Raw genomic sequence first — 24414 nt, forward strand, 5'->3', positions numbered from 1 at the left:
CATGGATCGTTACGACTATATCATCATCGGGGCGGGCAGCGCCGGCTGCGTGCTCGCCAACCGGCTGTCGGCCGATGACAGGAGCCGGGTGCTGCTGCTCGAAGCCGGCGGCAGCGACAATTACCATTGGATCCATATCCCGGTCGGTTATCTCTATTGCATCAACAATCCGCGCACCGACTGGTGTTTCACCACGGCGCCGGAAGCGGGGTTGAACGGCCGGGCGCTCAGCTACCCGCGCGGCAAGGTTCTCGGCGGCTGCTCCTCGATCAACGGCATGATTTATATGCGCGGCCAGGCGCGCGATTACGATCTCTGGCGGCAGATGGGCTGCGCCGGCTGGGGCTGGGACGATGTTCTGCCCTACTTCCGCAAGTCCGAGGATTTTTATCGCGGCGAAGACGAGATGCATGGCGCGGGCGGCGAATGGCGCATCGAAAAGGCGCGGGTGCGCTGGGCCGTGCTCGACGCTTTCCAACAGGCGGCGAGAGAAGCCGGCATTCCCGAGACGGTGGATTTCAACCGCGGCAGCAATGAGGGTTCCGGCTATTTCGACGTCAACCAGCGTTCCGGCATTCGCTGGAACACCTCGAAGGCCTTCCTGCGCCCGGCGCGCAAGCGCGCGAACCTGACAGTGCTGACCAAGGCGCAGGTCCGGCGGCTGCTGGTGGAGGAGGGGTCGGTCGCCGGCGTTGAATTCCAGCACCAGGGCGTGGCGAAACGCGCCTATGCGGGCAGAGAAACCATCCTTTCGGCCGGTTCGATCGGCTCGCCGCATATCCTGGAACTCTCCGGCATCGGCAGGGGTGATGTGCTGCAGCGGGCGGGCATCGATGTCGTCACCGAGGTCAAGGGTGTCGGCGAGAACCTGCAGGACCATCTGCAGCTGCGTCTGGCCTATAAGGTGACCGGCGTTCCGACGCTGAACGAGAAGGCGACAAAGCTGATCGGCAAGGCGGCGATCGGGCTCGAATATCTCGTCCGCCGCTCCGGGCCGATGGCGATGGCGCCGAGCCAGCTCGGCATCTTTACCCGCTCGGGTCCGGACCGCGAAACACCGGACTTACAGTATCACGTGCAGCCGGTCTCGCTCGAAAAATTCGGCGACCCCGTCCATCCTTTCCCGGCGATCACCGCGAGCGTCTGCAATCTGAGGCCGGAAAGCCGCGGTACGGTGCACCTGTCGAGCCCGGATTTTGCCGCGCAGCCGACGATCAGCCCAAAGTACCTCTCGACGCAGCGCGATCGTGACATAGCTGTCCGTTCGATACGGTTGACACGCAAGATCGTCGCGCAGCCGTCCTTTGCGAGGTTCCGGCCGGAAGAGTTCAAGCCGGGCCCCAGCTATCAGACCGAGGCCGATCTGGAGCGCGCGGCCGGCGATATCGGCACGACGATTTTCCATCCCGTCGGCACCTGCCGCATGGGTGCCGACAGGGAGAGCGTCGTCGATCCCCGGCTGCGGTTCCGGGCGTGCGGTAAGCTGAGGATCGCCGACGCTTCGGTGATGCCGTCGATCACCTCGGGCAACACCAATTCGCCGACGATCATGATCGCCGAAAAGGCGGCGGCGATGATCCTCGAAGACAATCGATAGGAGAAGACCATGGCAAGGATCGCATTCATCGGGCTTGGCAACATGGGCGGGCCGATGGCGGCCAATCTCGTCAAGGCGGGTCACGAGGTCCTCGGATTCGATCTAGCGGCTTCGGTGCTGAAGGCGGCGGAGGCGAGCGGCGTCAAGCCCGCAAGCCATGTCAGCCAGGCCGTCAAGGACGCGGAGATCGTCATATCAATGCTGCCGCAGGGCAGGCATGTGCTGACGGCCTGGACCGACATCCTGCAGTCGACGGCGCAGGACACGCTGGTCATCGATTGCTCCACCATCGACGTCGAGAGCAGCCGCAAGGCGCATGAAATGGCCAAGGCCGCAGGCTGCCTGTCGCTCGACGCACCCGTCTCCGGCGGCACCGGCGGGGCGAGCGCCGGCACGCTGACCTTCATGGCGGGCGGCTCGGATGAGGCCTTCCTCAAGGGCAAGCCGATCCTCGAGGCGATGGGCAAGAAGATCGTCCATTGCGGCGAGGCGGGGGCCGGCCAGGCGGCGAAGATCTGCAACAACATGATCCTCGGCATCTCGATGGTCGGCGTCTGCGAAGCCTTCGTGCTTGCCGAAAAGCTCGGCCTTTCGCATCAGGCGCTGTTCGACGTCGCCTCGACCTCATCGGGCCAGTGCTGGTCGATCAATACCTATTGCCCGGTGCCGGGCCCGGTGCCGACCTCGCCGGCGAATAACGGCTACAAACCGGGCTTTGCCGCAGCGCTGATGCTGAAGGATCTGAAGCTCTCGCAGGAGGCGGCGCTGGCCAGCGGCGCGTCGACGCCGATGGGCGCGGAAGCGGCCCAGCTTTTTGCGCTGTTCGAGAAACAGGGCAATGGCGGCAGGGATTTTTCGGCGATTATCGAGATGTTCCGGGAAAAGGCATGAGCGCCGAGACCTATAAGAGATAGCTGACCGGCTCGTTTCGCACCGGATGGGGAAAGACGCCCATGCCGACGCCGAAAATCGACTGCAGCTTGTCGGCCTGCATGATCTCGGCGGGCGTGCCTTCGGCCGTGATCCGGCCGCGGTTGAGCGCGACGATCGCATCGCAATAGCGTGCGGCGAGGTTGATATCGTGCAGCACGATGACGACGGTCAGCCCGCGTTCGTGGCTGAGTTCCTTGACCAGCGACAGGACGCTTGCCTGATGGGCGAGGTCGAGTGCTGATGTCGGTTCGTCGAGCAGCAGGCAGCGGGCGTTCTGGGCGAGCATCATGGCGATCCAGGCGCGCTGACGCTCGCCGCCGGACATGTTAGCGACGAGACGATCGGCGAAATCCTCGAGCTCGGTGCGGGCGATCGCTTCCTCGACCATGTTGCGATCGGTTGCTTTGAAGCGGCCGAGCGTGCCGTGCCAGGGAAAACGACCGAGCGACACGAGTTCGCGCACGGTCATTCCGTCGGTCGCCGGCGTGAATTGCGGCATGTAAGCGACGTGCCGGGCAAATTCGCGGGCACCCCAATCACCGGCCGCCCGGCCATTGAAGGCGATGGTGCCGGATTTCGGCGCGGCCTGGCGAGCGATGATCTTCAAGAGCGTGCTCTTGCCTGAGCCGTTCGGCCCCACCAAGCCGTAGATTCGGCCCTGCTCCAGCGTCAGGTCGATACCATGCAGGATGGATTTTGGCCCCAGGGCATATTCGATTGCCGACAGGGCAAGGAAAGGCGAAGACATGGTCTGCTCCAGGTTCGGCGCTGCGAACGGGCTCGGGAGGGTGAGCCCTCCCTTTCCCTGCAAAACTAAACCGGAATTGTCAACTTACGCTTCGGCATGCGGTTGAAATCGGCCGGCGGAGGACCGGCGTCCAATCAACCCTCTGACACCGAGAAATTCAGCCCGGCATCGCCGAACAGGATGTCGATCTCGCCGGGTTCGGTCAGGACGACCGCGCCGCTCAACGTGCCTGTGGTGATGAGCGCGCCGGCCTTCAGCGATGTCTCGGGCCGCAAGCCGTCATTGGCATACTCGACAAGCCAGGTGAGAACGTCGCCCTTCGGATGCTGGGCCGGACCATCATAGATCGTGCGGCCGGCATGGGTGACCTTGAGCGGCGTGCCGCCGGCGGTATCGACCACGCTTTTGTCGAGCTCTGGGCCGAGCACATAGCCGCTATTGCCGAGGCGGTCTGACGTAAACAGCAGGAAGGAGACGCTGCCGCTTTCCCTGACCGCACTGACCAGTAGCTCGGCGCCAAGATAGGCAGCGGAGATCGCCTCGACCACGTCGGCGCGGTTATAGGGAGTGCCGGTGCGGACCGGCAGATCCTTGCCGAGACGCACGGCGATCTCGGTCTCGAATTTCATGCCCGGATGCCAGGGAATATCAGCACCCGAGACGGCCTCGGCATAGGGATGCAGCGGACCGGTGACCGCCTGACCCTGCGGCGAAACCGTCACCTTCCAGGCATTGCTGGAAATGCCGTCGGCCGCAGTCAGGAAATTCTGCGCCTCCATCGCCTGATGCAGATCGGCCGGCAGCGGGAAAGTGCCGGTTTCCTCCTGTCTTCCGGCCTGGCGCAGATTGTGAAGCCGGGCTGCGAGCGCGCGCGGATCGAATGCCTCTGTCATGCTGTCTCCTCGAGCTGATTTCGAGGTGGCACACTAACGGCAGAGCAGCAATGAACAAGTGGGTCTTCGGCCGTTCTTGGGGGAAAGCGCTTATTCTATCGCCGCGTACCAGCGATCGCGATAAGCGCCGAGCCCCGCGATCTCGGCCGGGGGAACGTGCGTTTCGGCGCCTGATACCGGCCGGATGCCGGTCAGAAGGGCCGCACCCTGGCTTGTGCCGGTCGTGCCGGGAAGGGCCGTGACCTCGCGGCCGGCAACGGCGGCAAGCAGCTTCAGATAGGTTTCGTTCAGGGCAAAAGGCCCCTCGACGATGATGGGGCCTTTGGCGCCGATCAGTCCGAGGCAGGCATCGGTCATCAAAGCGAGATAGAGGCAGGCAGCAGCATGGCGTTCCGCGCGGCTTGCATCTTCAGCACCGATCCAGCGGCTGGTCTTTCCCGGAAAAGGGCCGGAACCGGGAGCGATATTGGGCAGCAGTATCATACCTTTGTCGATGACCGGCCCGATCGCCGCCTGGGCAGCTTTTTCATCGACAGGGCCGATCTCGGCCGAAAGGATCTCGAATTCCCGCCCGCCCATGAAACGCGAGGAAGGAACGGCCCGGCCGTAGGCGTCGACATTGGCGAGCGCGTCGCGTTCGGCATCGAGATGATCGAGATCGCCGCCGACGCCGAAATTGATCACCCAGGTGCCGGTGGAGACGACGGCGAAGGGGGCCTCGCGATGGACGAGATGCGGCAGCAGCGAGGCATTGGAATCGTGAATGCCGCAATAGACCGGCACGGTTTCGCCAAGGCCGAGTTCCGCGGCGATTTCGGGAAGAACCGGGCCGATCGCATCGAAGGCGGAACGGATCGGCGCCATCAGGCCGCGGATGCCGAGCCTGTCGACCAGCGAGGAATAGCTGCCGGTCTTCGGATTCCAGAGGTCGGTATGGCAGCCGAGCGAGGTCAGCTCGTTGGCGGCAACGCCGGTCAGCCGCGCCGTCCAATATTGCGCATAGGTGAGGATATCAGTGACCTTGGCGAATTCCTCGGGGAAGGCGCTTTTTTGATAGTGCAACTGCGCGCCGACATTGAGGCCCATCGCGAGGCGCGGCGAGAAGGTTTCGCCGAAGGAGGGGCGGAGCGCCGTATAGGCATCGCGGATCGCCTCGGGATATTCGTGCTCATAGTCGATCACAGGCATGGCGAGCGCCCCATCGCCGCCGAGCAGAGCGGCGGCGGCGCCATGGGTGGTGATCGAAATGGCGTCGAAGCCGGGTTCCCGCGCCAGCTTCTTCAGCGCATCGAGCGCGAAGGACCAGAGGGCCTCTATGTCGTAATGCGGGTAGGGGCCGGTCTTGATCGTAACGTTCGGCCGTTTCAGGACGGCGATCTCGGCGCCTGTCCCAGCGTCGAGCACGACCACCTTGGCATTGGTCTTGCCGATGTCGAGAACGGCGATGCGGCGATAGAAGGTTGCGGTCATGGCATATGGAAGAGAGTGACGAGGTCGCTTTGAACGGGCGAATTGTCCGGGTTCGTCGCCATGATATCGGCCATGTGCGCCCACCATTTCTTCATCACGGGATGCTCCGGCAGGCTTGCCATCGTGTGGTCGGCGGGCCGCGTCAGCACGCCGAACAGCGTGTTGGTTTCACGGTCGAGATGGATGGAATAGTCGCTGGCGCCGGACTGGTGCAGGAGATCGACGAGCTCAGGCCAGATCTCGTCGTGCCGCTTGCGGTATTCGGCTTCCATGCCGGGATTGAGCTGCATCTTGAAGGCGTGTTTTTCCAAGGTCATCGGGAGCTCATGAGCTTGATGCGGCGAGCGATGATCGGGATGGCGATGGTGATGATGAGGAGAAGGCCGATGAAGATCGACATGACGATGCCGGGCACGTTCAATAGGCCGAGGCCGAAGGTGACGAGGCCCATGACGAAGGCGGCGATGACGACGCCGCCGATCGTGCCGGAGCCGCCGAGGATCGAGATGCCGCCGAGCACGACCATGGTGACGACTTCGAGCTCCCAACCTTGCGCGATCGACGGCCGGGTCGAGCCGAGGCGCGAGGTCAGGCAGACGGCGGCAACACCGCTCATGACGCCGGTCAGCAGGAAGAGGATGAATTTGACGCGCTCGACCGGGATGCCGGAGAAGCGGGCGGCAAAATCATTGTTGCCGATCGCATAGACCTGCCGGCCGAAATTCGTCGCATGCAGCAGGATGGCGAAGGCGATCGCCAGCACGAAGAACAGCACGAATTCGAAGGAGAACACCCAGAACACGTAGCCCTGGCCGAAATAGGCGAAATCGGCCGGGTACTTGCCGTAGGCCTGGTCGCCGAGCACGATATAGGAAATGCCGCGGAACAGGCTCATCGTGCCGATGGTGACGACGATTGACGGCAATTTCAGCACCGAAACGAGCACGCCGTTGAAGATGCCGCAGGCAAGCCCGGTGCCGATGCCGATCAATACCAGGCCCGGCGTGCCGACGCCGAGTTGAGCCGCCGCCCCCATCGCCGTCGAGGCGAGCGCGATAATCGCGGCGACCGAGAGGTCGATTTCGCCCGAGATGACGAGCAGCGCCATGGCAAAGGCGATCATCGCCTTTTCGGTGAAGTTGAAGGTGGCGTCCGAGAGGTTCCAGGCATCGAGGAAGTAGGGCGAGGCCACAGAATTGAAGATGAAGATCAGGACGGCGACACCGAAGAGCAGCACTTCCCAGCTCGACATGATGCGCTTGAACGGCGTGCCGAGTCGATCAGGAATGACCCGTTTTTCGGGTGTTGAAGAAACGGTGCTCATGCTGCGACCTCCGCTGCTGCGCGGTCACGCAGGATGATGCGGCCTCGATTGCGCTCGCGCCTTGCGTTGAAGACGACGGCGAGAATGATGACGGTTCCGGATATCGCCATCTGCGTGAAGGGTGAGATGCCGATGACCGGCAGCGCATTCTTGATGACGCCGAGGAAGAGCGCGCCGAGCACGGTGCCGGCGACCGAGCCGACGCCGCCGGCAATCGAAATCCCGCCGATGACGCAGGCCGCGACGCTGTCGAGTTCGAAACCGTTGGCAATATCGACATAGGCAACCGCATAACGCGACACCCAGAGATAGCTGGAAAGACCGGCGAGAGCGCCCGACAGCACGAAAGCGAAGAACTTCGTCCGGCCGGTATCGATGCCGGCATAGACGGCGGCGGTCGGATTGCCGCCGGTTGCATAGGCCGAGCGGCCAAACGGGCTATAGCGCAGCAGCATGTACATCAGCGCGACGATGATGATCGCAACCCAACTCAATACCGGCAGGCCGAGGATCGGCGCGCGGGGGACGGAGAGGAAGTTCGGCGTCATCTGGTGCGCGTTGACCCAGTCGCCGCCCGAAAGCACGAAGGCCATGCCGCGATAGATGGTGAGGGTGCCGAGGGTCACGACGATCGGCGGAATTTCAAGGCGCCAGACGAGGAAGCCGTTGATGGTGCCGAGTGCGGCGCCGATCACGATCGCGGCAAGGATGAGCACGACGAGCGGCAGACCCGGGAATGCGGCGTTCATCATCGCGATTGCCATGCCGGTAAAGGCAAGGTTGGCGGCAACCGAGAGATCGATCGACTTCGTCAGGATGACCGTCATCTGGGCAAGCGCCAGAATGATCAGGATCGCGGTGTCGTTGAAGATGCCGGCGAGATTATCCGGCGTGGCGAAGTCGGCGGCTCGCGTCGAGAAGACGGCAATCATCAGCACGATGATCGCAAAGAGCAGGGTTTCGCGTTTTCTAATCAGTCTGACCATGCCCATCACCTCATGCATTTCCGGTCGCCGCGCGCACCAGCGCTTCCGGCGAAAGCTGATCGCGCTCGAAGAGCCCGGCCGACAGGCCTTCCTTCATCACCAGCACGCGGTCCGACATGCCGATGATTTCGGGCAGTTCGGAAGAGATCATGATGATCGACAGGCCTTCCGCGGCGAGTTCGCTGATGAAGCCATGCACGGCGGCCTTCGAGCCGATGTCGATGCCCTTCGTCGGCTCGTCGAGTATGATGACCTTGGGCATGGTGGCGAGCCACTTGCCAATGACGACCTTCTGCTGGTTGCCGCCCGACAGGGTGCCGACCGGCACGGAGAGGGCTGCGGCGCGCAAATCCAGCCGCTCGGCATATTTGCGGGCAAGTGCGAATTCTTCCGCCGCCTTGAGAAAGCCCTTGCGCGAGGTGCGCGCCAGCGACGGCAGCGTCATGTTCTGATAGATCGGCATCGGCAGCGCCAGGCCGTGGCGGCCGCGCTCCTCCGGCACGTAGACGATCCCGGCCTTGATGGCGTCGTGTGGTGAATTGATCGAAATTTCCCGGCCTTCAAGCGTCAGCCTGCCCGACAGCGGCTTGGTGATGCCGAAGAGCGATTGAGCAAGTTCCGATCGGCCGGCACCGATCAGGCCGTAGATACCGAGAATTTCGCCCCGGCGCAGGGTCAGGGAAACATCACGAAATTCGGTGCGATGGCAGTATTTTTCGACCTCGAGCACAGGGCCGCCGATGGCGACATCGATCTTCGGAAAGACGTTCTCGACGTCACGGCCGACCATCATCCGGACGATCTCGTCCTGCGGCGTTTCCTTGAGGCTCCCCTGGCCGACGGCGCGGCCGTCGCGGAAGACGACAAAATCGTCGGCGATTTCGTAGAGTTCGTCAAACTTGTGGCTGATGAAGAGGATCGCCTTGCCCTGTTCCTTCAGGCCCCGGACGATGCGGAAGAGATCGTCGATTTCCTTGCGGGAAAGGGCGGCGGTCGGCTCGTCCATGATGACGATGCGGGCCTCGATCGACAAAGCGCGCGCGATCGCCACCAGGTGACGCTGCGCGATCGAGAGGTCTTTGAGCCGGATGGTCGGGTCGATATTGCTTTCGAGCGCCGTCAAGAGCGTCTTCGACCGGCTGTTCATCGTCTGCCAGTCGATGGTGCGCAGGCGCGTGCGCGGCGCGTGGCCGAGGAAGATGTTTTCTGCCACCGTCAGCTCGTCGAAAAGCACGGTTTCCTGATGGATGGCGGTAACGCCGGCATCGATCGCGGCTTGGGCGCTGGCAAAGGTCACCGGGTGGCCATCGACCAGGATCTCGCCTTCGTTCGGCCTGTAGATGCCGGTCAGGATCTTGACGAGCGTCGATTTGCCGGCGCCGTTTTCGCCGATCAGCGCCGTCACCGTGCCGGGATGAAGCGCGATGCTGACATTGTCGAGCGCCTTCACACCAGGAAAGATCTGGGAGATGCCGCGCATTTCCAGAAGGGCGGGCGCGTCGCCGGTTTTGTTGTCCGTGACGGGTTGTTGAAAGGCGGCGTTCATCAGATTTCTACCAGTGTCGAATGGGAAATCCCGGCGACCGTCGGCCGCCGGGCTTTTAAACGTTGCTCCGGATCAGAAGACCTTGGAGAACTGGTCGATGTTCGAAGCATTGTAGACGAAGGGATCGGCCATGGCGGCTTCGCCGTTGTCGCCGACCTTGATCTTGCCCATGCGGCCGGCATTGATCTCGCTGCCCGGCTTGCCGTCGGTCTCGCCCTTGACGAGGCGATAGGCGATCTGGGTGGCGGAGTAGCCGAGGTCGATCGGATTCCAGATGGCGAATTCCTTCGTCGCGCCCGACTTGATCGCGCCGGCCATTTCGGACGGCAGGCCAAGACCGGTGACGTAGACCTTGCCGACGAGGCCCTTGTCTTCGACGACCTTGGAGGCGGCGAGAACGCCGACCGTCGTCGGAGCGACGATGACCTTGACGTTCGGGTTCGACTTCAAGAGGCCTTCGGCTTCACGATAGGACTTGTCCGAGAGGTCGTCGCCATAAACCGTGGTGACGAGGTTGAGGCCGGGGAAATCCTTGAGCTGCTTCTTCATCTGGTCGATCCAGATGTTCTGGTTGGTCGAGGTGGTTGTTGCCGACAGGATGGCGAAGTCACCCTTGCCGCCTTCCAGATGATCCTTGGCGAGCGTCAGGCACATCTTGCCGATCAGTTCGTTGGAGGAGGGGTTGAGCTGCAGGATGCGGCCTTCCTTGGCAACGCCGGAATCCCAGGAGATCACCTTGATGCCGCGCTGGGTGGCCTTCTTCAGCGCCGGGACGAGCGCGTCCGGATCGTTGGCCGAAACGGCAATGGCGTCGACGCCCTGGGCGATCAGCGAGTTGATGACTTCGATCTGGCCTTCGGCCGTCGTCGACGTCGGACCGGTGTAGATGACCTCGACGCCGCCGAGTTCCTTGGCGGCTTCCTGGGCGCCCTTGTTGGCGGCGTCGAAGAAGCCGTTGCCGAGCGACTTGACGACGAGTCCGATCTTGATGTCCTTGGCGCTGGCGGTGCCGGCCATCATCGCGACGGCGAGTGCGACGCCGAGCGCAAGTGTCTTTGCGAGTTTCATGTACTTTCCTCCCTTAAAGATTAGACTTCCACACCTCGGCGGCGCCTCATGCGACCGACGAGGAATCCTCCTTCACAAGCTGGGCGACCGGGCTTGCGACAACGAGCCGGATGCCGGCATTCTCGACCATGCGGGCCGCCTCTTCCGAAATCCCGTCATCGGTGATGACCACAGAAACGCGGTCGAGCGGGCAGAGAATGAGGCTCGACCGGCGATTGAATTTGCTTGAATCAACCATGACGACGAGCTCGTCGGCCTGGTGCATCAGCTTCTGCTCGCTCTGGATGATGAGGGCATCCGCCTCCATGATGCCGAGCGGGCCGACGCCCTGCGCGCCGATGAACATGCGCCGCGCGTAAAAATTGCGGATCGCGTCATTGTCGAAAGGCGACAGGATCAGGCTCTGCTCGCGATAGATCGCGCCGCCCGGCACCGTTACCGTGTTTTTGGAATGCTTCACCAGATGTTCGGCGATGGCAAAAGAGTTGGTCATGACCTGCATGCGGTGGCCGGCCATATAGTGAACCATCTGGAAGGTCGTCGTGCCGCCATTGATGATGATGGCGTCGCCGGCTTCGCAGAGATCGACGGCGGCGCGTGCAATTGCGCGCTTTTTATCGATGTTGACTGATTCTGAAACCCGGAAAGGCCGGCCGGCAAGATTGCCGAGCTGCGGCGGATGCACTGCCTCCGCGCCGCCGCGGACACGGCGGATCTTGCCCTGCACGTGTAGAGCCGCAATATCGCGTCGGATTGTCGCTTCCGAAGCCTCCGTCAATTCGGAAATGTCCTGGATCGTGACGACGGACTTTTCCTGAACGGCGCTTAAAATGATGCGATGGCGTTCGCGTTCGTGCATTGGGCTCCTCCTCTCGTCATATTTATTTCGTATCCGTTAAAGGCTGTCAATCACAAACGATCATAAATTTTCATATTGCGATGCAGCATAATCGATTTTGATCGTTTTCGATTGACAAGCGCACTTTTGATGCGCGATACCGTGAGCGAAAGGGCGCGCTGATCGCGGCCCCCGACAAGCCTTATATGGGAGGATGACATGGCGGCGAACGTCCGGCTTCTGGAAAACCGGTGGGATGATGGTTACGCGGCGGGCCTCGACGAGCCCGGCAAGCTGCTCTATCGCTCCAATCTGCTCGGCGCCGACAAGCGCATCACCAACTACGGCGGCGGCAACACCTCGGCGAAGGTGATGGAAACCGATCCGCTTGATGGCGGCAAGGTCAAAGTGCTCTGGGTCAAGGGTTCCGGCGGCGACGTCGGCACCATCAAGCTCGACGGTTTCGCCACACTCTACCAGGACAAGCTGGAATCGCTGAAATCCATCTATAAAGGTGTCGAAGACGAAGACCGCATGGTCGGCTTCCTGCCGCACTGCACCTTCAACCTCAACGGCCGCGCCGCCTCGATCGACACGCCGCTGCATGGGTTCGTGCCGTTCACCCATGTCGATCACATGCATCCCGACGCCATCATCGCCATTGCCGCGTCGAAGAATTCGAAAGAATTGACGCAGCAGATCTTCGGCGAGGAGATCGGCTGGCTGCCCTGGCGCCGCCCGGGCTTCCAGCTCGGCCTCGATCTTGAAGCCTTCGTCAAGACGAACCCGAATGCCAAGGGTGTCGTGCTCGAAAGCCACGGCCTGTTTACCTGGGCCGATGATGCCAAGGCCTGCTACGAATTGACGCTCGACATCATCAACAAGGCGATCGTCTGGTTTGCCGAAAAGACCGAAGGCAAGACGATTTTCGGCGGCGCGGTCACGCAGAGCCTGCCGGTTGCCGAACGCCGCGCCATCGCCGCCCGGCTGATGCCGGAGATTCGCGGCCGCATCGGCAAGCAGGAGCGCAAGCTCGGGCATTTCGACGATCAGGACGCCGTGCTTGAATTCGTCAATTCGAAGGATTTGCGCCCGCTCGGCGCGCTGGGCACCAGCTGCCCCGATCATTTCCTGCGCACCAAGATCCGGCCGCTGATCATCGATTTCGATCCGGCAAAGCCGGATGTCGATGCGATCGTCGCTGCTCTCGACAAGGCGCTGGAAGATTACCGCGCCGATTACGCCCGCTATTACAACGACTGCAAGCATGACAATTCGCCCGCCATGCGCGACGCAAATCCGGTCATCTTCCTCGTTCCTGGCGTCGGCATGCTGTCCTTTGCCCGCGACAAGGCGACATCACGCATCGCCAGCGAATTCTACGTCAACGCCATCAACGTCATGCGCGGCGCTTCGACGGTCTCGGAATATCAGGGCCTGCCGGAGCAGGAAGCCTTCGATATCGAATACTGGCTGCTCGAAGAGGCGAAGCTGCAGCGCATGCCGAAGCCGAAGAGCCTCGCCGGCCGGGTGGCCTTCGTCACCGGCGGCGCCGGTGGCATCGGCCGGGCGACGGCCGCGCGCCTCGTCGGTGAGGGCGCTTGCGTCGTGCTTGCCGATATCGACCAGGCGGCGCTCGAAAGCACAGAGGCCGATTTCGTCAGGAAATATGGCGCCGATGCCGTGCGCAGCCTCCGGCTCGACGTCACCAAGGAAGATGCGGTGATCGCCTCCTTCGCGGAAGCCTCTGTCGAATTCGGCGGCGTCGACATCCTCGTCTCGAATGCCGGCATTGCCTCCTCCGCGCCGATCGAAGCCACCGAGCTTGCGACGTGGAACCGTAATATCGATATTCTGGCGACCGGCTATTTCCTGGTGTCGCGCGAAGCCTTCCGGCTGTTCCGCCGCCAGGCGCTCGGCGGCAACATCGTCTTCGTCGCCTCGAAGAACGGTCTTGCCGCTTCGCCGAACGCGTCGGCCTATTGCACGGCAAAGGCCGCCGAAATCCATCTCGCCCGCTGCCTGGCGCTGGAAGGTGCGGATGCCGGCATTCGCGTCAACACGGTCAATCCGGATGCGGTGCTGCGCGGTTCGAAGATCTGGAGCGGCGAATGGCGCGAGCAGCGCGCCGCCTCCTCGAAGATCGAAGTGGATGATCTCGAGGAACATTACCGCAAGCGTTCGATGCTGAAACTCAACGTTTTTCCGGAAGATATCGCCGAGGCGATCTATTTCCTCGCCTCGGACCTTTCGGCAAAATCGACCGGCAACATCATCAACGTCGATGCCGGCAACGTGCAGAGTTTTACGCGGTAGGGCTTGGTCAATGGAGTGCTGCGGGGACGCTATTCTCCTCCCTCATTCCTCTGCTTGTCACAGGAATCCAGTGCGCCCAAGTCCTTGGGCGCGGGAGAACATCGCCCCTCGCCATACGTGAGTCATTCACGGCGCAGACGCGCCGTGGCTGGGTTCCTGTGACAAGCACAGGAATGAGGAATGCAACAGCGGACGTCCAAGACCGCGATGTAGGTTGGGAGGTAGAAATGGCCGAGTTCAGGATCGCGCAGGATCTGGTCGCGACAGAAAACGACAAGCGGGCGACCGCACTGAAAGCCGACTACGAGGCGCTGGGTGCGAACCTTGACCGCCGCGGCGTGGATATCGAGGCAATCACCCGCAAGGTCGCGGAATTTTTCGTCGCCGTTCCCTCCTGGGGTGTCGGCACCGGCGGCACGCGTTTTGCCCGCTTCCCCGGCACGGGCGAGCCGCGCGGCATCTTCGACAAGCTCGACGATTGCGCCGTTATCAACCAGCTGACGCAGGCGACGCCGAACGTCTCGCTGCATATTCCCTGGGACAAGGCGGATGCCAAGGAATTGAAGGCCAAGGGCGATGCGCTCGGCCTCGGCTTCGACGCGATGAATTCGAACACCTTTTCCGATGCGCCCGGCCAGGCTCATTCCTACAAATACGGCTCGCTCAGCCACACCGACGCGGCAACACGCGCCCAGGCGGTCGAGCACAATCTCGAATGTATCGAGATCGGCAAGGCGATCGGCTCCAAGGCGCTGACAGTCTGGATCGGCGACGGTTCGAACTTCCCCGGCCAGAGCAATTTCACCAGGGCATTCGAACGTTACCTCGCCTCGATGACTGATATCTACAAGGCGCTGCCCGACGACTGGAAGCTCTTCACCGAACACAAGATGTACGAGCCGGCCTTCTATTCGACGATCGTGCAGGACTGGGGCACCAACTACCTGATCGCCCAGACGCTCGGCCCCAAGGCCCATTGCCTGGTCGACCTCGGCCACCATGCGCCGAACACCAATATCGAGATGATCGTCGCCCGGCTGATCCAGTTCGGCAAGCTCGGCGGTTTTCACTTCAACGATTCGAAATATGGCGATGATGATCTCGACGCCGGATCGATCGATCCTTACCGGCTGTTCCTCGTCTTCAACGAGCTGGTCGATGCCGAACAGCGCGGCGTCAACGACTTCAACCCGGCCCATATGATCGACCAGTCGCACAATGTCACCGATCCGATCGAGAGCCTGATCAACAGCGCCAACGAAATCCGCCGCGCCTATGCGCAGGCGCTGATCGTCGACCGCAAGGCGCTCGAGGGCTATCAGAACGACAATGACGCGCTGATGGCGTCGGAAACGTTGAAGCGCGCCTATCGCGCCGATGTCGAGCCGATCCTTGCCGAGGCCCGGCGCAGAGCCGGCGGTGCGATCGATCCTGTTGCCGCCTATCGCGCCAGCGGCTACCGCAAAAAGGTGGCCGCCGAGCGCCCGGCCTCCGTTGCCGGCGGCGGCGGTATCATCTGAGTTTGAGTTGCCGGCAGCGCATGGGTGATGCGCTGCCGGCAGTCATCGTTTACGGCTTCCAGGCGCCGGCGATCTGGCGGGTGGCAATGTTCAGCCGGTTCCAGACATTGATATTGGCGATGGCGACGACGAGGGCCGCAAGGCTTCTGCCGTCGTAATGCCGGGTCGCTTCGTCCCAGATTTCGTCGGGCACCGGGTCGGCGCGGTCGCTGGTGCGCGTCACCGCCTCGGTCAGCGCCAGGGCTGCCCGTTCGGCATCGCTGAAATAGGGCGTGTCGCGCCAGGCGCTGACCGCAAAGAGCCTCTCATCCGTCTCGCCGAGCTTCTTTGCGATGCGCGGATGCCCGTCGATACAGACGCTGCAGCCGTTGATCTGGCTGGCGCGCAGATTGACGAGTTCGAGCAGCTTCGGCGAAAGGCCGGCCTCTGCCGGCACTTTGCCGAGCGCCGTCAGCGCCTGCATGGCCGCGGGAAGGACGAGGGCGGGATTTCCCATTCTCTCCTGCATGATATGTCTCCTTGATGTGTTTGCTCTTCGACGATGCGCCGGCGCTGTCACACCGGCCGGGCTTCATTCGTCATGGCCTTGACGCAACGCAGCGGAGGAATGTGACGCATGGACGAGAAAAAATGGCTGGCCGATGAATTCGAGGCGAACCGGGCGCATCTCAGGACCGCGGCCTTTCGCATGCTCGGCTCGCGCAGCGAAGCGGAGGATGCCGTTCAGGAGGCTTGGTTGCGGCTCAACCGCACCGATGCGACCGGCATCGGCAATCTCGGCGGTTGGCTGACGACGGTCGTGGCGCGCATCTGCCTCGACATGCTGCGCGCCCGCAAGAGCCGGCGCGAGGAGCCGCTGGAGATGCCTATGCATGCGGCGGTCGCCGATCCGGCCGGCGACCCCGAACGCGAAGCAGCCTTCGCCGATTCCGTCGGTCTGGCGCTGCTCGTGGTGTTGCAGACGCTGGCGCCGGCCGAACGTGTCGCCTTCGTGCTGCACGACATGTTCGATCTGCCGTTCGATGAGATCGCGCCGATCATCGGCCGCTCATCCGCCGCCGCCAGGCAACTCGCAAGCCGCGCCCGCCGCCGCGTGCAGGGCACGGACGAAACGCCCGATGTCGATCTTGGCCGCAAGCGGACGATTGCCGCGGCCTTTCTGACGGCGTCGCGCAATGGCGATCTAGAGGCGCTGATCGCGGTGCTCGCCCCCGACGTCGTCTTCCGGCCGGATGCGACGGCTGCCCGCTACGGCATCGGCGCCACGCGCGGCGCGACTGACGTCGCTGCAGCCTTCAAGGGCCGGGCCCAGGCGGCGGAAATGGCCATTGTCGATGGTGAGCTCGGCTTTGTCGTGCACATTGACGGCCAGATCCGCGTCGCGGTGACGCTGACGATCGACGAGGGGAGGATCGTCGCGATCGACGCCGTCGCCGACCCCGATCAGTTGGAGCGGCTCGACTTTTCGATCCTACGGGATTGAACAAAATGCCGTTCTTTGAAACCCGCGCGCGTCGCAGGAGGCGCGCCGCATCCGATTGTCGGGCCGCAAGCGGGCGTCATTTTTCTTGACAGCGAAGCCCTCCGCCTTATTCTGTTATAAGGCCTTATGTATCATAATTGTGGAATTATCGCAGGTGATGCAGCGGCGCCGTCCCCCACCTCCCATTGCCTCTCAGCGTAACCTGCAGACAGGTTTTCGAGACCTCGAAAGGAAAGCATATCATGTCCGGCGACCAGGCGAAGAAGCCGCTTCTCCTTACCAATGTCAAACCGGTGGCTTTCGGGGCCGGCACGGGCGAGGGGGTGATCGACATTCTCGTCGATGCCGAAGGCAGGATCACCGAGATTGGTCCGTCGCTCGCGGTCTCTCAAGATGTCAGGCGCATCGACGGCAAGGGTGCCTTCGTCTCGCCCGGTTGGGTCGACCTGCATGTGCATATCTGGCATGGCGGCACCGACATTTCGATCCGCCCCTCCGAATGCGGTCTCGAGCGCGGCGTGACGACACTCGTCGATGCCGGGTCGGCCGGCGAGGCGAATTTCCACGGTTTCCGCGAATATATCATCGAACCCTCGCGCGAGCGCATCAAGGCCTTTCTGAACCTCGGCTCGATCGGACTTGTGGCCTGCAACCGTGTCGCCGAACTCAGGGATATCAGAGACATCGACCTTGACCGCATCCTCGAAGTCTATGCCGAAAACAGCGAGCACATCGTCGGCATCAAGGTGCGGGCCAGCCACGTCATCACCGGCTCGTGGGGTGTCACCCCGGTCAAGCTCGGCAAGAAGATTGCCAAGATCCTCAAAGTGCCGATGATGGTGCATGTCGGCGAGCCGCCGGCGCTCTATGATGAAGTGCTCGAAATTCTTGGCCCGGGCGACGTCGTCACCCACTGCTTCAACGGCAAGGCCGGTTCGAGCATCATGGAGGATGAGGATCTCTTCAATCTCGCCGAGCGCTGCGCCTCCGACGGCATCCGCCTCGACATCGGCCATGGCGGTGCCTCCTTCTCCTTCAAGGTCGCTGAAGCGGCGATCGCCCGCGGTCTGCTACCCTTCTCGATCTCGACCGACTTGCACGGCCATTCGATGAATTTTCCGGTCTGGGACCTGGCGACGACGATGTCGAAGCTGCTCAGCGTCGGCATGCCCTTCGACAAGGTGGTCGAGGCCGTCACCCATGCGCCCGCATCCGTCATCAAACTGTCGATGGAGAACCGGCTTTCGGTCGGCGCCCAGGCTGAGTTCACCATTTTCGACCTGGTCGATTCGGACCTCGAAGCGACGGATTCCAATGGCGATGTCTCGGTCTTGAACAAGCTGTTCGAGCCGCGCTATGCGGTGATGGGCGCTGACGCGGTTAGCGCCAGCCGCTATGTGCCGCGAGCGCGCAAGCTCGTGCGGCATAGCCATGGCTATTCCTACAGATAGAGTCTACCGACCGGCAGGTCAGCGGTTGCGCCAGCCCATCAGCTTTTCGATCTGCTCCGCCGAACTGCGTACATGCGCAGTGTAATGGTTCTCGTCGGAGAAGGCTTTCTGCTCTGGCAGCACGATGGAAATGGTGGCGACACAGTGGCCGTCGCGGTCGCAGATCGGCGAGGCGATGCAGGCAACCGCATAGTCCGATTCGCCTGCCTGGATCGACAGGCGCGCCTCAAAGGCCTTGGCGGCGGCTTCCGATAGCGTGCTTGGATCGATCTCGGCGCGGCCGGTCGGGGACGAGCGGGCGCAGCGCTTGAACAGCTCGATGCGCTCCTCTTCCGGCAGATGGCCGACGAGCAGGCGGCCCGACGCCGTCCAGTTCAGCGGCACCCGAGTGCCGACGCGCGACGCCACCTGGAAGTGGCTCGGGCCATCGGCCATGGCGAGCACCAGCATATAATCGCCGTCGCGGCCGCAGACCTGCACGGTTTCGCCGGCCTGGCGGCAGAGGTCGTGCATCTCGTGGGTGGCGATGCTCATGAAATCCAACGACCGGGCATAGGCGAGCCCGTAGTGATAAAGCCGGGCGCCGAGCCAGATCGAGCCGTCGGCCTGGCGCGTCAGCATGTTCTTCTCGACCAGATCGTCGACGATGACGTAGACGGTCGAAAGCGGCGCCTTCACCGCCTTGGCGATGGCATAGACGCCGGCAGGCGATCCCGTCTCATAGAGGTGATCGATCACCTGAAGCGCCCGGTCGATGCCGCTGACGCGCGCGCGGCGCGCACCCTTGCCGGCGGCTTCGTCGGCATGGCCCTCATCTTCGGAATAAACTGCGGGTGATGTCTTTCCGTCCAATTCCATGCACCTCATGAACAATTGCCAGTATGTTACATTACTATGGGATAGTCGTCCCTGTGGCAAATCGCAACATTTTATAGCTTGATAGTTTGGGCGATTGCGGCGCCGGCTTTTATGCCCGTCGGCAGATCAGGCGAGGAGACGCGCTTTTTCACGGTCAGTCGTCCGCGGTCAGCTGCGGGAGACGCGAATAATTGCTTGAGAGGACATCGTGTCAGAAGGCTGGAACAACATGCTTCAGCCTGAGTTTTGACCCTGAACCCAGGAGGACACGATGACGAATTATCCGACACCGCCTTTCCCGTCCCAGAAACAGCCGATGCCCGGATTTACCGCGCAGATGGATCCCGTGCCCGATCACGGCGAAGAGAGCTATCGCGGCTCCGACCGCTTGAAAGGCAAGCGGGCGATCATCACCGGCGGCGACAGCGGCATCGGCCGGGCGGTGGCGATCGCTTATGCCCGGGAAGGCGCCGATATTGTGATTTCCTATCTCGATGAGGATGAGGATGCCGATGAGACGAAGCGGCTCGTCGAGCAGGCCGGCCGCAAGGCCGTGCTCGTCAGCGGCGATATCCAGGATCCAGCGCTCTGCCGGCAGATCGTCGAGACGGCGGTCAAGGAGCTCGGCGGTATCGATATTCTCGTCAACAATGCCGCGCATCAGGCAAGCTTCAAGAGCATCGACGAGATCAGCGACGAGGAGTGGGAACTGACCTTCAAGGTCAATATCCATGCGATGTTCTACCTGACCAAGGCGGCCGTTCCTCATATGAAGCCCGGCAGCGCCATCATCAATACGGCCTCGATCAACTCCGACAGTCCGAACCCGACGCTGCTCGCCTATGCGACGACCAAGGGCGCGATCCAGAATTTCACTGCCGGCCTCGCCCAGCTTCTGGCCGAGAAAGGCATTCGTGCCAATGCGGTGGCGCCAGGTCCGATCTGGACGCCGCTCATTCCTTCGACGCTGCCCGAGGACAGCGTCAGCAATTTCGGCAAGCAGGTGCCGATGAAGAGGCCGGGCCAGCCGGCCGAGCTTGCAACAGCCTATGTGATGCTGGCCGATCCTTTGTCGAGCTATGTCTCCGGCACGACAATTGCGGTCACCGGCGGCAAGCCGATCCTCTGATGCAGGTCGCCCGGGATTGGCGGTTCCGGGTCAAAGACACGCATGAGACAAGGAACTGAGCGGATCGATCAACTGTGATTGGATGCGCTTCAGTACGGCTTGCCGTAGCCACCGCCGGTCGGCGTCGTGACGATAACGGCGTCGCCGGCGGTGAGCATTGCGTGGTCGCAGCCTCCAGCCTTTCGACTTTGCCGTCCGCGCGACGGATCTCGGTTTTCCCCAACTGCCCGTCTTCCCCGCCGAAAAAGCCGCAAGGCCGGATCGTTCGATCAGCGCGGTCTCGTGAAAAGCACGCGGGCAGGCAAGGAGAAGCTGATCGCCGCCACCGACAAGGGCCATGAAACCTGCCTGAAATCTCGCGCGGTGCGCGAAGCGCTGCTGGTGGATCCGGTCAGGGGCTTGGGCTCGATCGGGCAGCGGCATCGGCGGTGGCGGCGACGCTCAGGGCGCTTTCCGGCCACTACGATCAAGCAACAAGGGCCGCCGCTTCTTTATGACGGCAGCCCTTGTTGGGGGCAGGGAGAGATCCCCCGGTATTCAGACGGTTGTTTCAGCCGAAGCAGGGCATCGCCGGCAGGTTGGCGCGGCTGGCGAGCGCTCCGATCATTTTGCCGACCGGCGTCGGGCGCGGTTCGCGTTTGCCGGCAGCCGCCTCCAGGAGTTGCTTGAAATCTTCAAGCTTCACGCCGTCGGCGCGCAATACCATGGCGATCAGGGGGTCGCGAAGGGCTTCGGATATCGTCAGGTCGTCTCTGGTCTTTCTCATGGCTTGTCCTCCTTTCGTGGGCGGTCGCCCGTGTTCCACTTTGCGCCGCCAAGCTCTCGGCATTGACTTTGGCAGTGTGTGGTGTTACCGGTAAGTAACAATACAGTTGTTACCGATCGGTCACATTGATGTCAAGGACTTCGTCCGCAAAAAAATCAGAAACTTCGAATGAAATCTCCGCAGGCCCAGAAGATCGCATCCCGCCGCGGGAGCGTATCGTCTCGACCGCCTCGGAGCTTTTCCGCGAGCACGGCATTCGCGGCATCGGCGTCGATGCCATCGCCGATGCCGCGTCGACCAACAAAATGACGCTTTACCGGCATTTCGGGTCGAAGGACGAGCTCGTCTGCGAGACGCTGCGCCGCGCCTCCGAAAAGGCGGATGCCATATGGCGGGATCTGGAGGCAGCCCATCCCGGCAATCCCGGCGCCCAGCTGGATGCCTGGGTCGAGATGCGGGCGCAGTGTCTGAACGGCGAGCCCGCCGGCTGCGATCTCGCCAATGCCGCCATCGAACTCAAGGGCGAGGGCCATCCTGCCCACGAGATGATCGAGCGGCACAAGGCCGAACAGCGCGATCGTCTGGCGGCGCTCTGTTCGGCGGCCGGTGCGCGCGAACCGCAACTTCTTGCCGATACGCTGACGCTGCTGCTCGAGGGCGCGCGCGTCAGTCGCCAGGCGATGGGTGCGGCCAGCTGTTGCGGTCATTTCGCCAAGGCCTGCAGAGCGGCGATTGCCTCTTTCACCTGACCTCCGGGGAACCTTACCGCCTCCCTGCCGTTTTTCCATCACCGGAGGGGCGATGTGGAGGCAGAGATGAATGTCTATCTCAAGCGCCTATATGCCAAACGCGCCGAGCTCGAAGCCAAGCTGGAGCTTCACGATGCGCGCTATTGTTTCGGCGAGGAAGAGGTCGATGACGGCACCGACAGTGATCTCCGTCAGCGATTGAGCGAGGTCTCAGACGAGATCGCCGCGCTGGAGAACAGACCGGCTAGTCGCTGGCGCTGAGGATTTCCATCGTCCGTTCGTCGAATTTTCCCTGATAAAAGCGCTCGATCGCCCGGTGGAAGGGCGAGCCGTGATCGCTGATCGCGGCAAACAGCGTCATCGATGAGCGCAGTTTGAAATCGTCCGGCGAGCCGAGGATGTCGTGCGCCGATCGGCCGTCGACCGATAAGATCGCCTCGACGCAGCGCAGCAGCCGGCTTGAAAGAATGGGGTGGGCGAGGTAGGCGGCGGCTTCCTCGGCCGAACGGATCGCATATTTTTCTGCCATCGCCGACGTGCCGAGACCTGATATCTGCGGGAAGATGAACCACATCCAGTGAGACGTCTTGCGCCCGGCTTGCAGCTCGGAGAGCGCCTGTTGATAGATGCCGTTCTGGGCTTCGACGAAGCGGTCGAGGTTAAAGTCGATATCACCGGCCATGGTCCTTCTCCCTTTTCCTGCTGTCTTTGCAGCCTGGGCCAAGGGGCTCCATGCCCGGCGAAACGTTTCTGCCCGGGGAACTGCTTGCCGTCAGCAGACCCTTTCAGCGTAAGGGCTGCTGTCGCGGCAATGGCCGTAAGGCTGATGATGCGGCGTGTTGTCGCCGGCGGGGGCGGCAATCGCCGATGTCGTCATCGGGTCGGTATTGCTGGAAGAATATGCGGCAAAACCCGCAAAGCTCAAGACAAGCAGTGCGCCGACAACGACAATGCGCTCAAAGCCCGACAGTTTCTGGGCGCTGACATGTTCCGCATAATCGCGCTCGCCGGCGCCGGCGGTTTCGTCCTCTTTCACGTGGAGGGTCACCATGTCCTGGCGACGGTTTAGAGTTTCACAATCTGTCATTCTAATTACTCCTGAAACACATGCGAAGCAGCGTCCCGAGAGCAAACCTCACCCCCGCGCCGAATCCCACTCCAAATGCGAGCATCATGTGTGTCTTCAATCGCGGCAATTGAAGGGGCGATCCGCAAACGCAGTGTTCAAAAAATCGAACTAATGAATGCAAAATATCGTGAAGCTCTGGCTCATCGAAATGATCCGCGCTAATCCGGAGATATAGTTGGTCTGGATGGTCCCATGAGCAAATCCTTCGGCGCCATGTCGGTCGCCCAGCTTTCCGTCCTCATTCAGAGCGGCGCAGCCGATCCGGTCGATGTGGCCGAGGCCGTCTTCGACCGCATTGCGAATTACGCCGACAAGGCCGTTTTCACCATGCTGCTTGAAGACCGGGCGATGGAAGAAGCGCTCGCGTCTTCCGAACGGCTGCGGCATGGGCGCTCGCTCGGACTGCTGGATGGCATTCCGATCGCCTGGAAGGATCTTTTCGACATCGAAGGTGTGACGACGACCGCGGGTTCGCGCGTCCTGGCAGGAGATGCGCCGGCCGAGCGCGACGCCGCCGTCGTCGCTTTGCTGAAGAATGCCGGCATGATCGCCATCGGCCGCACCAATATGAGCGAGTTCGCCTTCTCCGGCCTCGGCATCAATCCGCACTACGGCACGCCGGTCAATCCTCAAAACTCCGACCGCCCGCGCATCCCCGGAGGATCCTCCTCCGGCGCCGGCGTTGCGGTCGCCGCTGGACTGGTCCCGGTCGCGATGGGCACGGATACCGGTGGGTCGGTGCGTGTTCCCGCCGCCTTCAACGGCATCGTCGGCTACAAGGCGACACGGGGCCGCCATGCCATGGATGGTGTCTATCCGCTGGCGAAAAGCCTGGATTCGTTGGGGCCGCTCTGCCGCACGGTCAAGGATGCGGTCTGGATCGATGCGGCGATGCGCGGCCTGACGGCGCCCGAGGTCGCGGAGCGGCCCTTGCAGGGGCTGGAATTGCTGGTGCCTGAAAATATCGTCTTCGATGGCGCCGAGCCGGGTGTTGTCGCGGCGTTCGAAGCGGCCCTGGAGCGCTTTCAAAGGGCCGGTGTCCGGATGTCGCGCATCACCATCCCCGCTTTCGATGAAATCATCCGTCTGCTGACGAAGTACGGCCCACTGGTGACGGCGCAAGCCTATGCCCTTCACCAGGAACGGCTATCAGGGCCGGAAGCGGACCGCATGGATCATCGCGTCGTCATGCGCACCCGCTTGGGAGCGAGGACGACGGCGCCACACTACATGGCACTCCTCGAAGCTCGCGGCCGCCTGATCGCCGATGTCGACCGCTTCATCGGCGATCGCCTGATCGCCTTTCCGACCGTTGCCCATGTGGCGCCGCCGATCGCGCCGCTGGAGCAGGATGACGAACTCTTCTTCGCCACGAACAACAAGACGCTGCGCAATACGATGTTCGGCAATTTCCTCGACTGGTGCGGTGTCTCCATCCCTTGCGGGATGGGTGAAGCCGGCATGCCGGTCGGCCTGCTGTTGTCGGCAACGGCGCGCCGCGACGAGGCGCTGCTCGGGGCAGCTCTTGCCGCCGAGTCGGTCATCCGCGGCGATTTCACCTGATCGACAATTGAACCGAAGCGCGTTTATTGCCATTGATGGCATCAGGA

24 protein-coding genes and 1 pseudogene are annotated in these 24414 nt (G+C 62.4%); 10 read left to right on the forward strand and 15 right to left on the reverse strand.

What is annotated here, in order from left to right; translation table 11 throughout:
- Position 1: 1 nt before the first annotated feature.
- Both AMC88_RS24455 and mmsB read left to right on the forward strand, forming a co-directional pair.
- On the forward strand, positions 2 to 1597 hold the full coding sequence (locus AMC88_RS24455) for a GMC family oxidoreductase (RefSeq protein WP_064823583.1): 1596 nt from the start codon (positions 2 to 4) through the stop codon (positions 1595 to 1597).
- Positions 1598 to 1606: 9 nt separating this feature from the next.
- Positions 1607 to 2488, forward strand: a complete 882-nt coding sequence (mmsB, locus tag AMC88_RS24460; protein WP_064823584.1) for a 3-hydroxyisobutyrate dehydrogenase — start codon at positions 1607 to 1609, stop codon at positions 2486 to 2488.
- A gap of 10 nt (positions 2489 to 2498) precedes the next feature.
- On the opposite strand, the gene AMC88_RS24465 is transcribed toward mmsB, so the two are convergent.
- The 9 genes from AMC88_RS24465 to AMC88_RS24505 all read right to left on the reverse strand — a co-directional run bounded on the left by AMC88_RS24465 (position 2499) and on the right by AMC88_RS24505 (position 11424).
- Positions 2499 to 3278: an ABC transporter ATP-binding protein gene (locus AMC88_RS24465; RefSeq protein WP_064823585.1), complete on the reverse strand. Its 780-nt coding sequence runs from the start codon at positions 3276 to 3278 to the stop codon at positions 2499 to 2501.
- A 134-nt stretch (positions 3279 to 3412) separates the two neighbouring features.
- Positions 3413 to 4171: a fumarylacetoacetate hydrolase family protein gene (locus AMC88_RS24470; RefSeq protein ID WP_064823586.1), complete on the reverse strand. Its 759-nt coding sequence runs from the start codon at positions 4169 to 4171 to the stop codon at positions 3413 to 3415.
- A 90-nt stretch (positions 4172 to 4261) separates the two neighbouring features.
- A complete protein-coding gene (locus tag AMC88_RS24475; protein WP_064823587.1) occupies positions 4262 to 5641 on the reverse strand; it encodes an FGGY-family carbohydrate kinase in 1380 nt (459 codons plus the stop codon).
- Positions 5638 to 5958 carry an L-rhamnose mutarotase gene (gene rhaM / locus AMC88_RS24480; RefSeq protein WP_064823588.1) on the reverse strand — a complete coding sequence of 107 codons (321 nt, stop codon included), beginning with the start codon at positions 5956 to 5958 and terminating at the stop codon, positions 5638 to 5640. The genes AMC88_RS24475 and rhaM overlap by 4 nt, the downstream gene beginning before the upstream one ends.
- Positions 5955 to 6965 carry an ABC transporter permease gene (locus tag AMC88_RS24485; protein WP_064823589.1) on the reverse strand — a complete coding sequence of 337 codons (1011 nt, stop codon included), beginning with the start codon at positions 6963 to 6965 and terminating at the stop codon, positions 5955 to 5957. Before AMC88_RS24485 ends, rhaM begins: the two co-directional genes overlap by 4 nt.
- The gene (locus tag AMC88_RS24490) at positions 6962 to 7951 is read right to left on the reverse strand and encodes an ABC transporter permease (RefSeq protein WP_064826303.1); all 990 of its coding nucleotides are present in this window, start codon (positions 7949 to 7951) and stop codon (positions 6962 to 6964) included. Before AMC88_RS24490 ends, AMC88_RS24485 begins: the two co-directional genes overlap by 4 nt.
- Before the next feature lie 10 nt (positions 7952 to 7961).
- On the reverse strand, positions 7962 to 9497 hold the full coding sequence (locus AMC88_RS24495) for a sugar ABC transporter ATP-binding protein (RefSeq protein WP_012490610.1): 1536 nt from the start codon (positions 9495 to 9497) through the stop codon (positions 7962 to 7964).
- A gap of 72 nt (positions 9498 to 9569) precedes the next feature.
- Complete coding sequence (rhaS, locus tag AMC88_RS24500; protein WP_012490611.1) at positions 9570 to 10565, reverse strand: rhamnose ABC transporter substrate-binding protein; 996 nt, start codon at positions 10563 to 10565, stop codon at positions 9570 to 9572.
- 46 nt (positions 10566 to 10611) lie between these two features.
- Positions 10612 to 11424 carry a DeoR/GlpR family DNA-binding transcription regulator gene (locus tag AMC88_RS24505; protein ID WP_004678031.1) on the reverse strand — a complete coding sequence of 271 codons (813 nt, stop codon included), beginning with the start codon at positions 11422 to 11424 and terminating at the stop codon, positions 10612 to 10614.
- A gap of 198 nt (positions 11425 to 11622) precedes the next feature.
- On the opposite strand from AMC88_RS24505, the gene AMC88_RS24510 reads away from it, so the two are divergent.
- Together AMC88_RS24510 and rhaI are read left to right on the forward strand one after the other, a co-directional pair.
- Positions 11623 to 13719: a bifunctional rhamnulose-1-phosphate aldolase/short-chain dehydrogenase gene (locus tag AMC88_RS24510; RefSeq protein WP_012490612.1), complete on the forward strand. Its 2097-nt coding sequence runs from the start codon at positions 11623 to 11625 to the stop codon at positions 13717 to 13719.
- A gap of 227 nt (positions 13720 to 13946) precedes the next feature.
- Complete coding sequence (rhaI, locus tag AMC88_RS24515; protein ID WP_012490613.1) at positions 13947 to 15239, forward strand: L-rhamnose catabolism isomerase; 1293 nt, start codon at positions 13947 to 13949, stop codon at positions 15237 to 15239.
- A 49-nt stretch (positions 15240 to 15288) separates the two neighbouring features.
- On the opposite strand, the gene AMC88_RS24520 is transcribed toward rhaI, so the two are convergent.
- Positions 15289 to 15747, reverse strand: coding sequence for a carboxymuconolactone decarboxylase family protein (locus AMC88_RS24520; protein ID WP_004675835.1), 459 nt, complete (start codon positions 15745 to 15747; stop codon positions 15289 to 15291).
- 108 nt (positions 15748 to 15855) lie between these two features.
- Between AMC88_RS24520 and AMC88_RS24525 the strand changes: the two genes are divergently transcribed.
- The gene (locus AMC88_RS24525) at positions 15856 to 16722 is read left to right on the forward strand and encodes a sigma-70 family RNA polymerase sigma factor (protein ID WP_012490614.1); all 867 of its coding nucleotides are present in this window, start codon (positions 15856 to 15858) and stop codon (positions 16720 to 16722) included.
- A gap of 242 nt (positions 16723 to 16964) precedes the next feature.
- Positions 16965 to 18173, forward strand: coding sequence for an amidohydrolase/deacetylase family metallohydrolase (locus AMC88_RS24530; protein ID WP_012490615.1), 1209 nt, complete (start codon positions 16965 to 16967; stop codon positions 18171 to 18173).
- Between the two features lie 18 nt (positions 18174 to 18191).
- Here AMC88_RS24530 and AMC88_RS24535 read toward each other — a convergent pair whose 3' ends face one another.
- Entirely contained in the window at positions 18192 to 19031 is an 840-nt protein-coding gene (locus AMC88_RS24535; protein ID WP_012490616.1) for an IclR family transcriptional regulator, read from the reverse strand.
- A gap of 271 nt (positions 19032 to 19302) precedes the next feature.
- Here AMC88_RS24535 and AMC88_RS24540 point away from each other — a divergent pair, with 271 nt between their 5' ends.
- Entirely contained in the window at positions 19303 to 20160 is an 858-nt protein-coding gene (locus AMC88_RS24540; RefSeq protein ID WP_004675831.1) for an SDR family oxidoreductase, read from the forward strand.
- A gap of 89 nt (positions 20161 to 20249) precedes the next feature.
- Here the strand turns inward: AMC88_RS24540 and AMC88_RS34710 are convergent.
- Positions 20250 to 20428 (reverse strand): annotated as a pseudogene (locus AMC88_RS34710) (hydantoinase B/oxoprolinase family protein); the annotation flags it as partial.
- A gap of 282 nt (positions 20429 to 20710) precedes the next feature.
- Positions 20711 to 20926 carry a hypothetical protein gene (locus AMC88_RS24545; RefSeq protein WP_041683985.1) on the reverse strand — a complete coding sequence of 72 codons (216 nt, stop codon included), beginning with the start codon at positions 20924 to 20926 and terminating at the stop codon, positions 20711 to 20713.
- A gap of 128 nt (positions 20927 to 21054) precedes the next feature.
- Here AMC88_RS24545 and AMC88_RS24550 point away from each other — a divergent pair, with 128 nt between their 5' ends.
- A complete protein-coding gene (locus AMC88_RS24550) occupies positions 21055 to 21675 on the forward strand; it encodes a TetR/AcrR family transcriptional regulator (RefSeq protein ID WP_012490619.1) in 621 nt (206 codons plus the stop codon).
- A 66-nt stretch (positions 21676 to 21741) separates the two neighbouring features.
- A complete protein-coding gene (locus AMC88_RS24555; protein WP_004675828.1) occupies positions 21742 to 21936 on the forward strand; it encodes a hypothetical protein in 195 nt (64 codons plus the stop codon).
- Here the strand turns inward: AMC88_RS24555 and AMC88_RS24560 are convergent.
- Entirely contained in the window at positions 21920 to 22357 is a 438-nt protein-coding gene (locus tag AMC88_RS24560) for a DUF1810 domain-containing protein (protein ID WP_064826215.1), read from the reverse strand. The two genes, AMC88_RS24555 and AMC88_RS24560, sit on opposite strands and share 17 nt — an antisense overlap.
- 90 nt (positions 22358 to 22447) lie before the next feature.
- Positions 22448 to 22726 carry a hypothetical protein gene (locus tag AMC88_RS24565; protein ID WP_012490622.1) on the reverse strand — a complete coding sequence of 93 codons (279 nt, stop codon included), beginning with the start codon at positions 22724 to 22726 and terminating at the stop codon, positions 22448 to 22450.
- 270 nt (positions 22727 to 22996) lie between these two features.
- On the opposite strand from AMC88_RS24565, the gene AMC88_RS24570 reads away from it, so the two are divergent.
- The gene (locus tag AMC88_RS24570) at positions 22997 to 24367 is read left to right on the forward strand and encodes an amidase (RefSeq protein WP_064826216.1); all 1371 of its coding nucleotides are present in this window, start codon (positions 22997 to 22999) and stop codon (positions 24365 to 24367) included.
- The last annotated feature ends 47 nt before the right edge of the window (positions 24368 to 24414 follow it).

This window comes from Rhizobium phaseoli, from assembly GCF_001664385.1.
In the GTDB taxonomy this organism is placed as follows: Bacteria; Pseudomonadota; Alphaproteobacteria; order Rhizobiales; family Rhizobiaceae; genus Rhizobium; species Rhizobium phaseoli.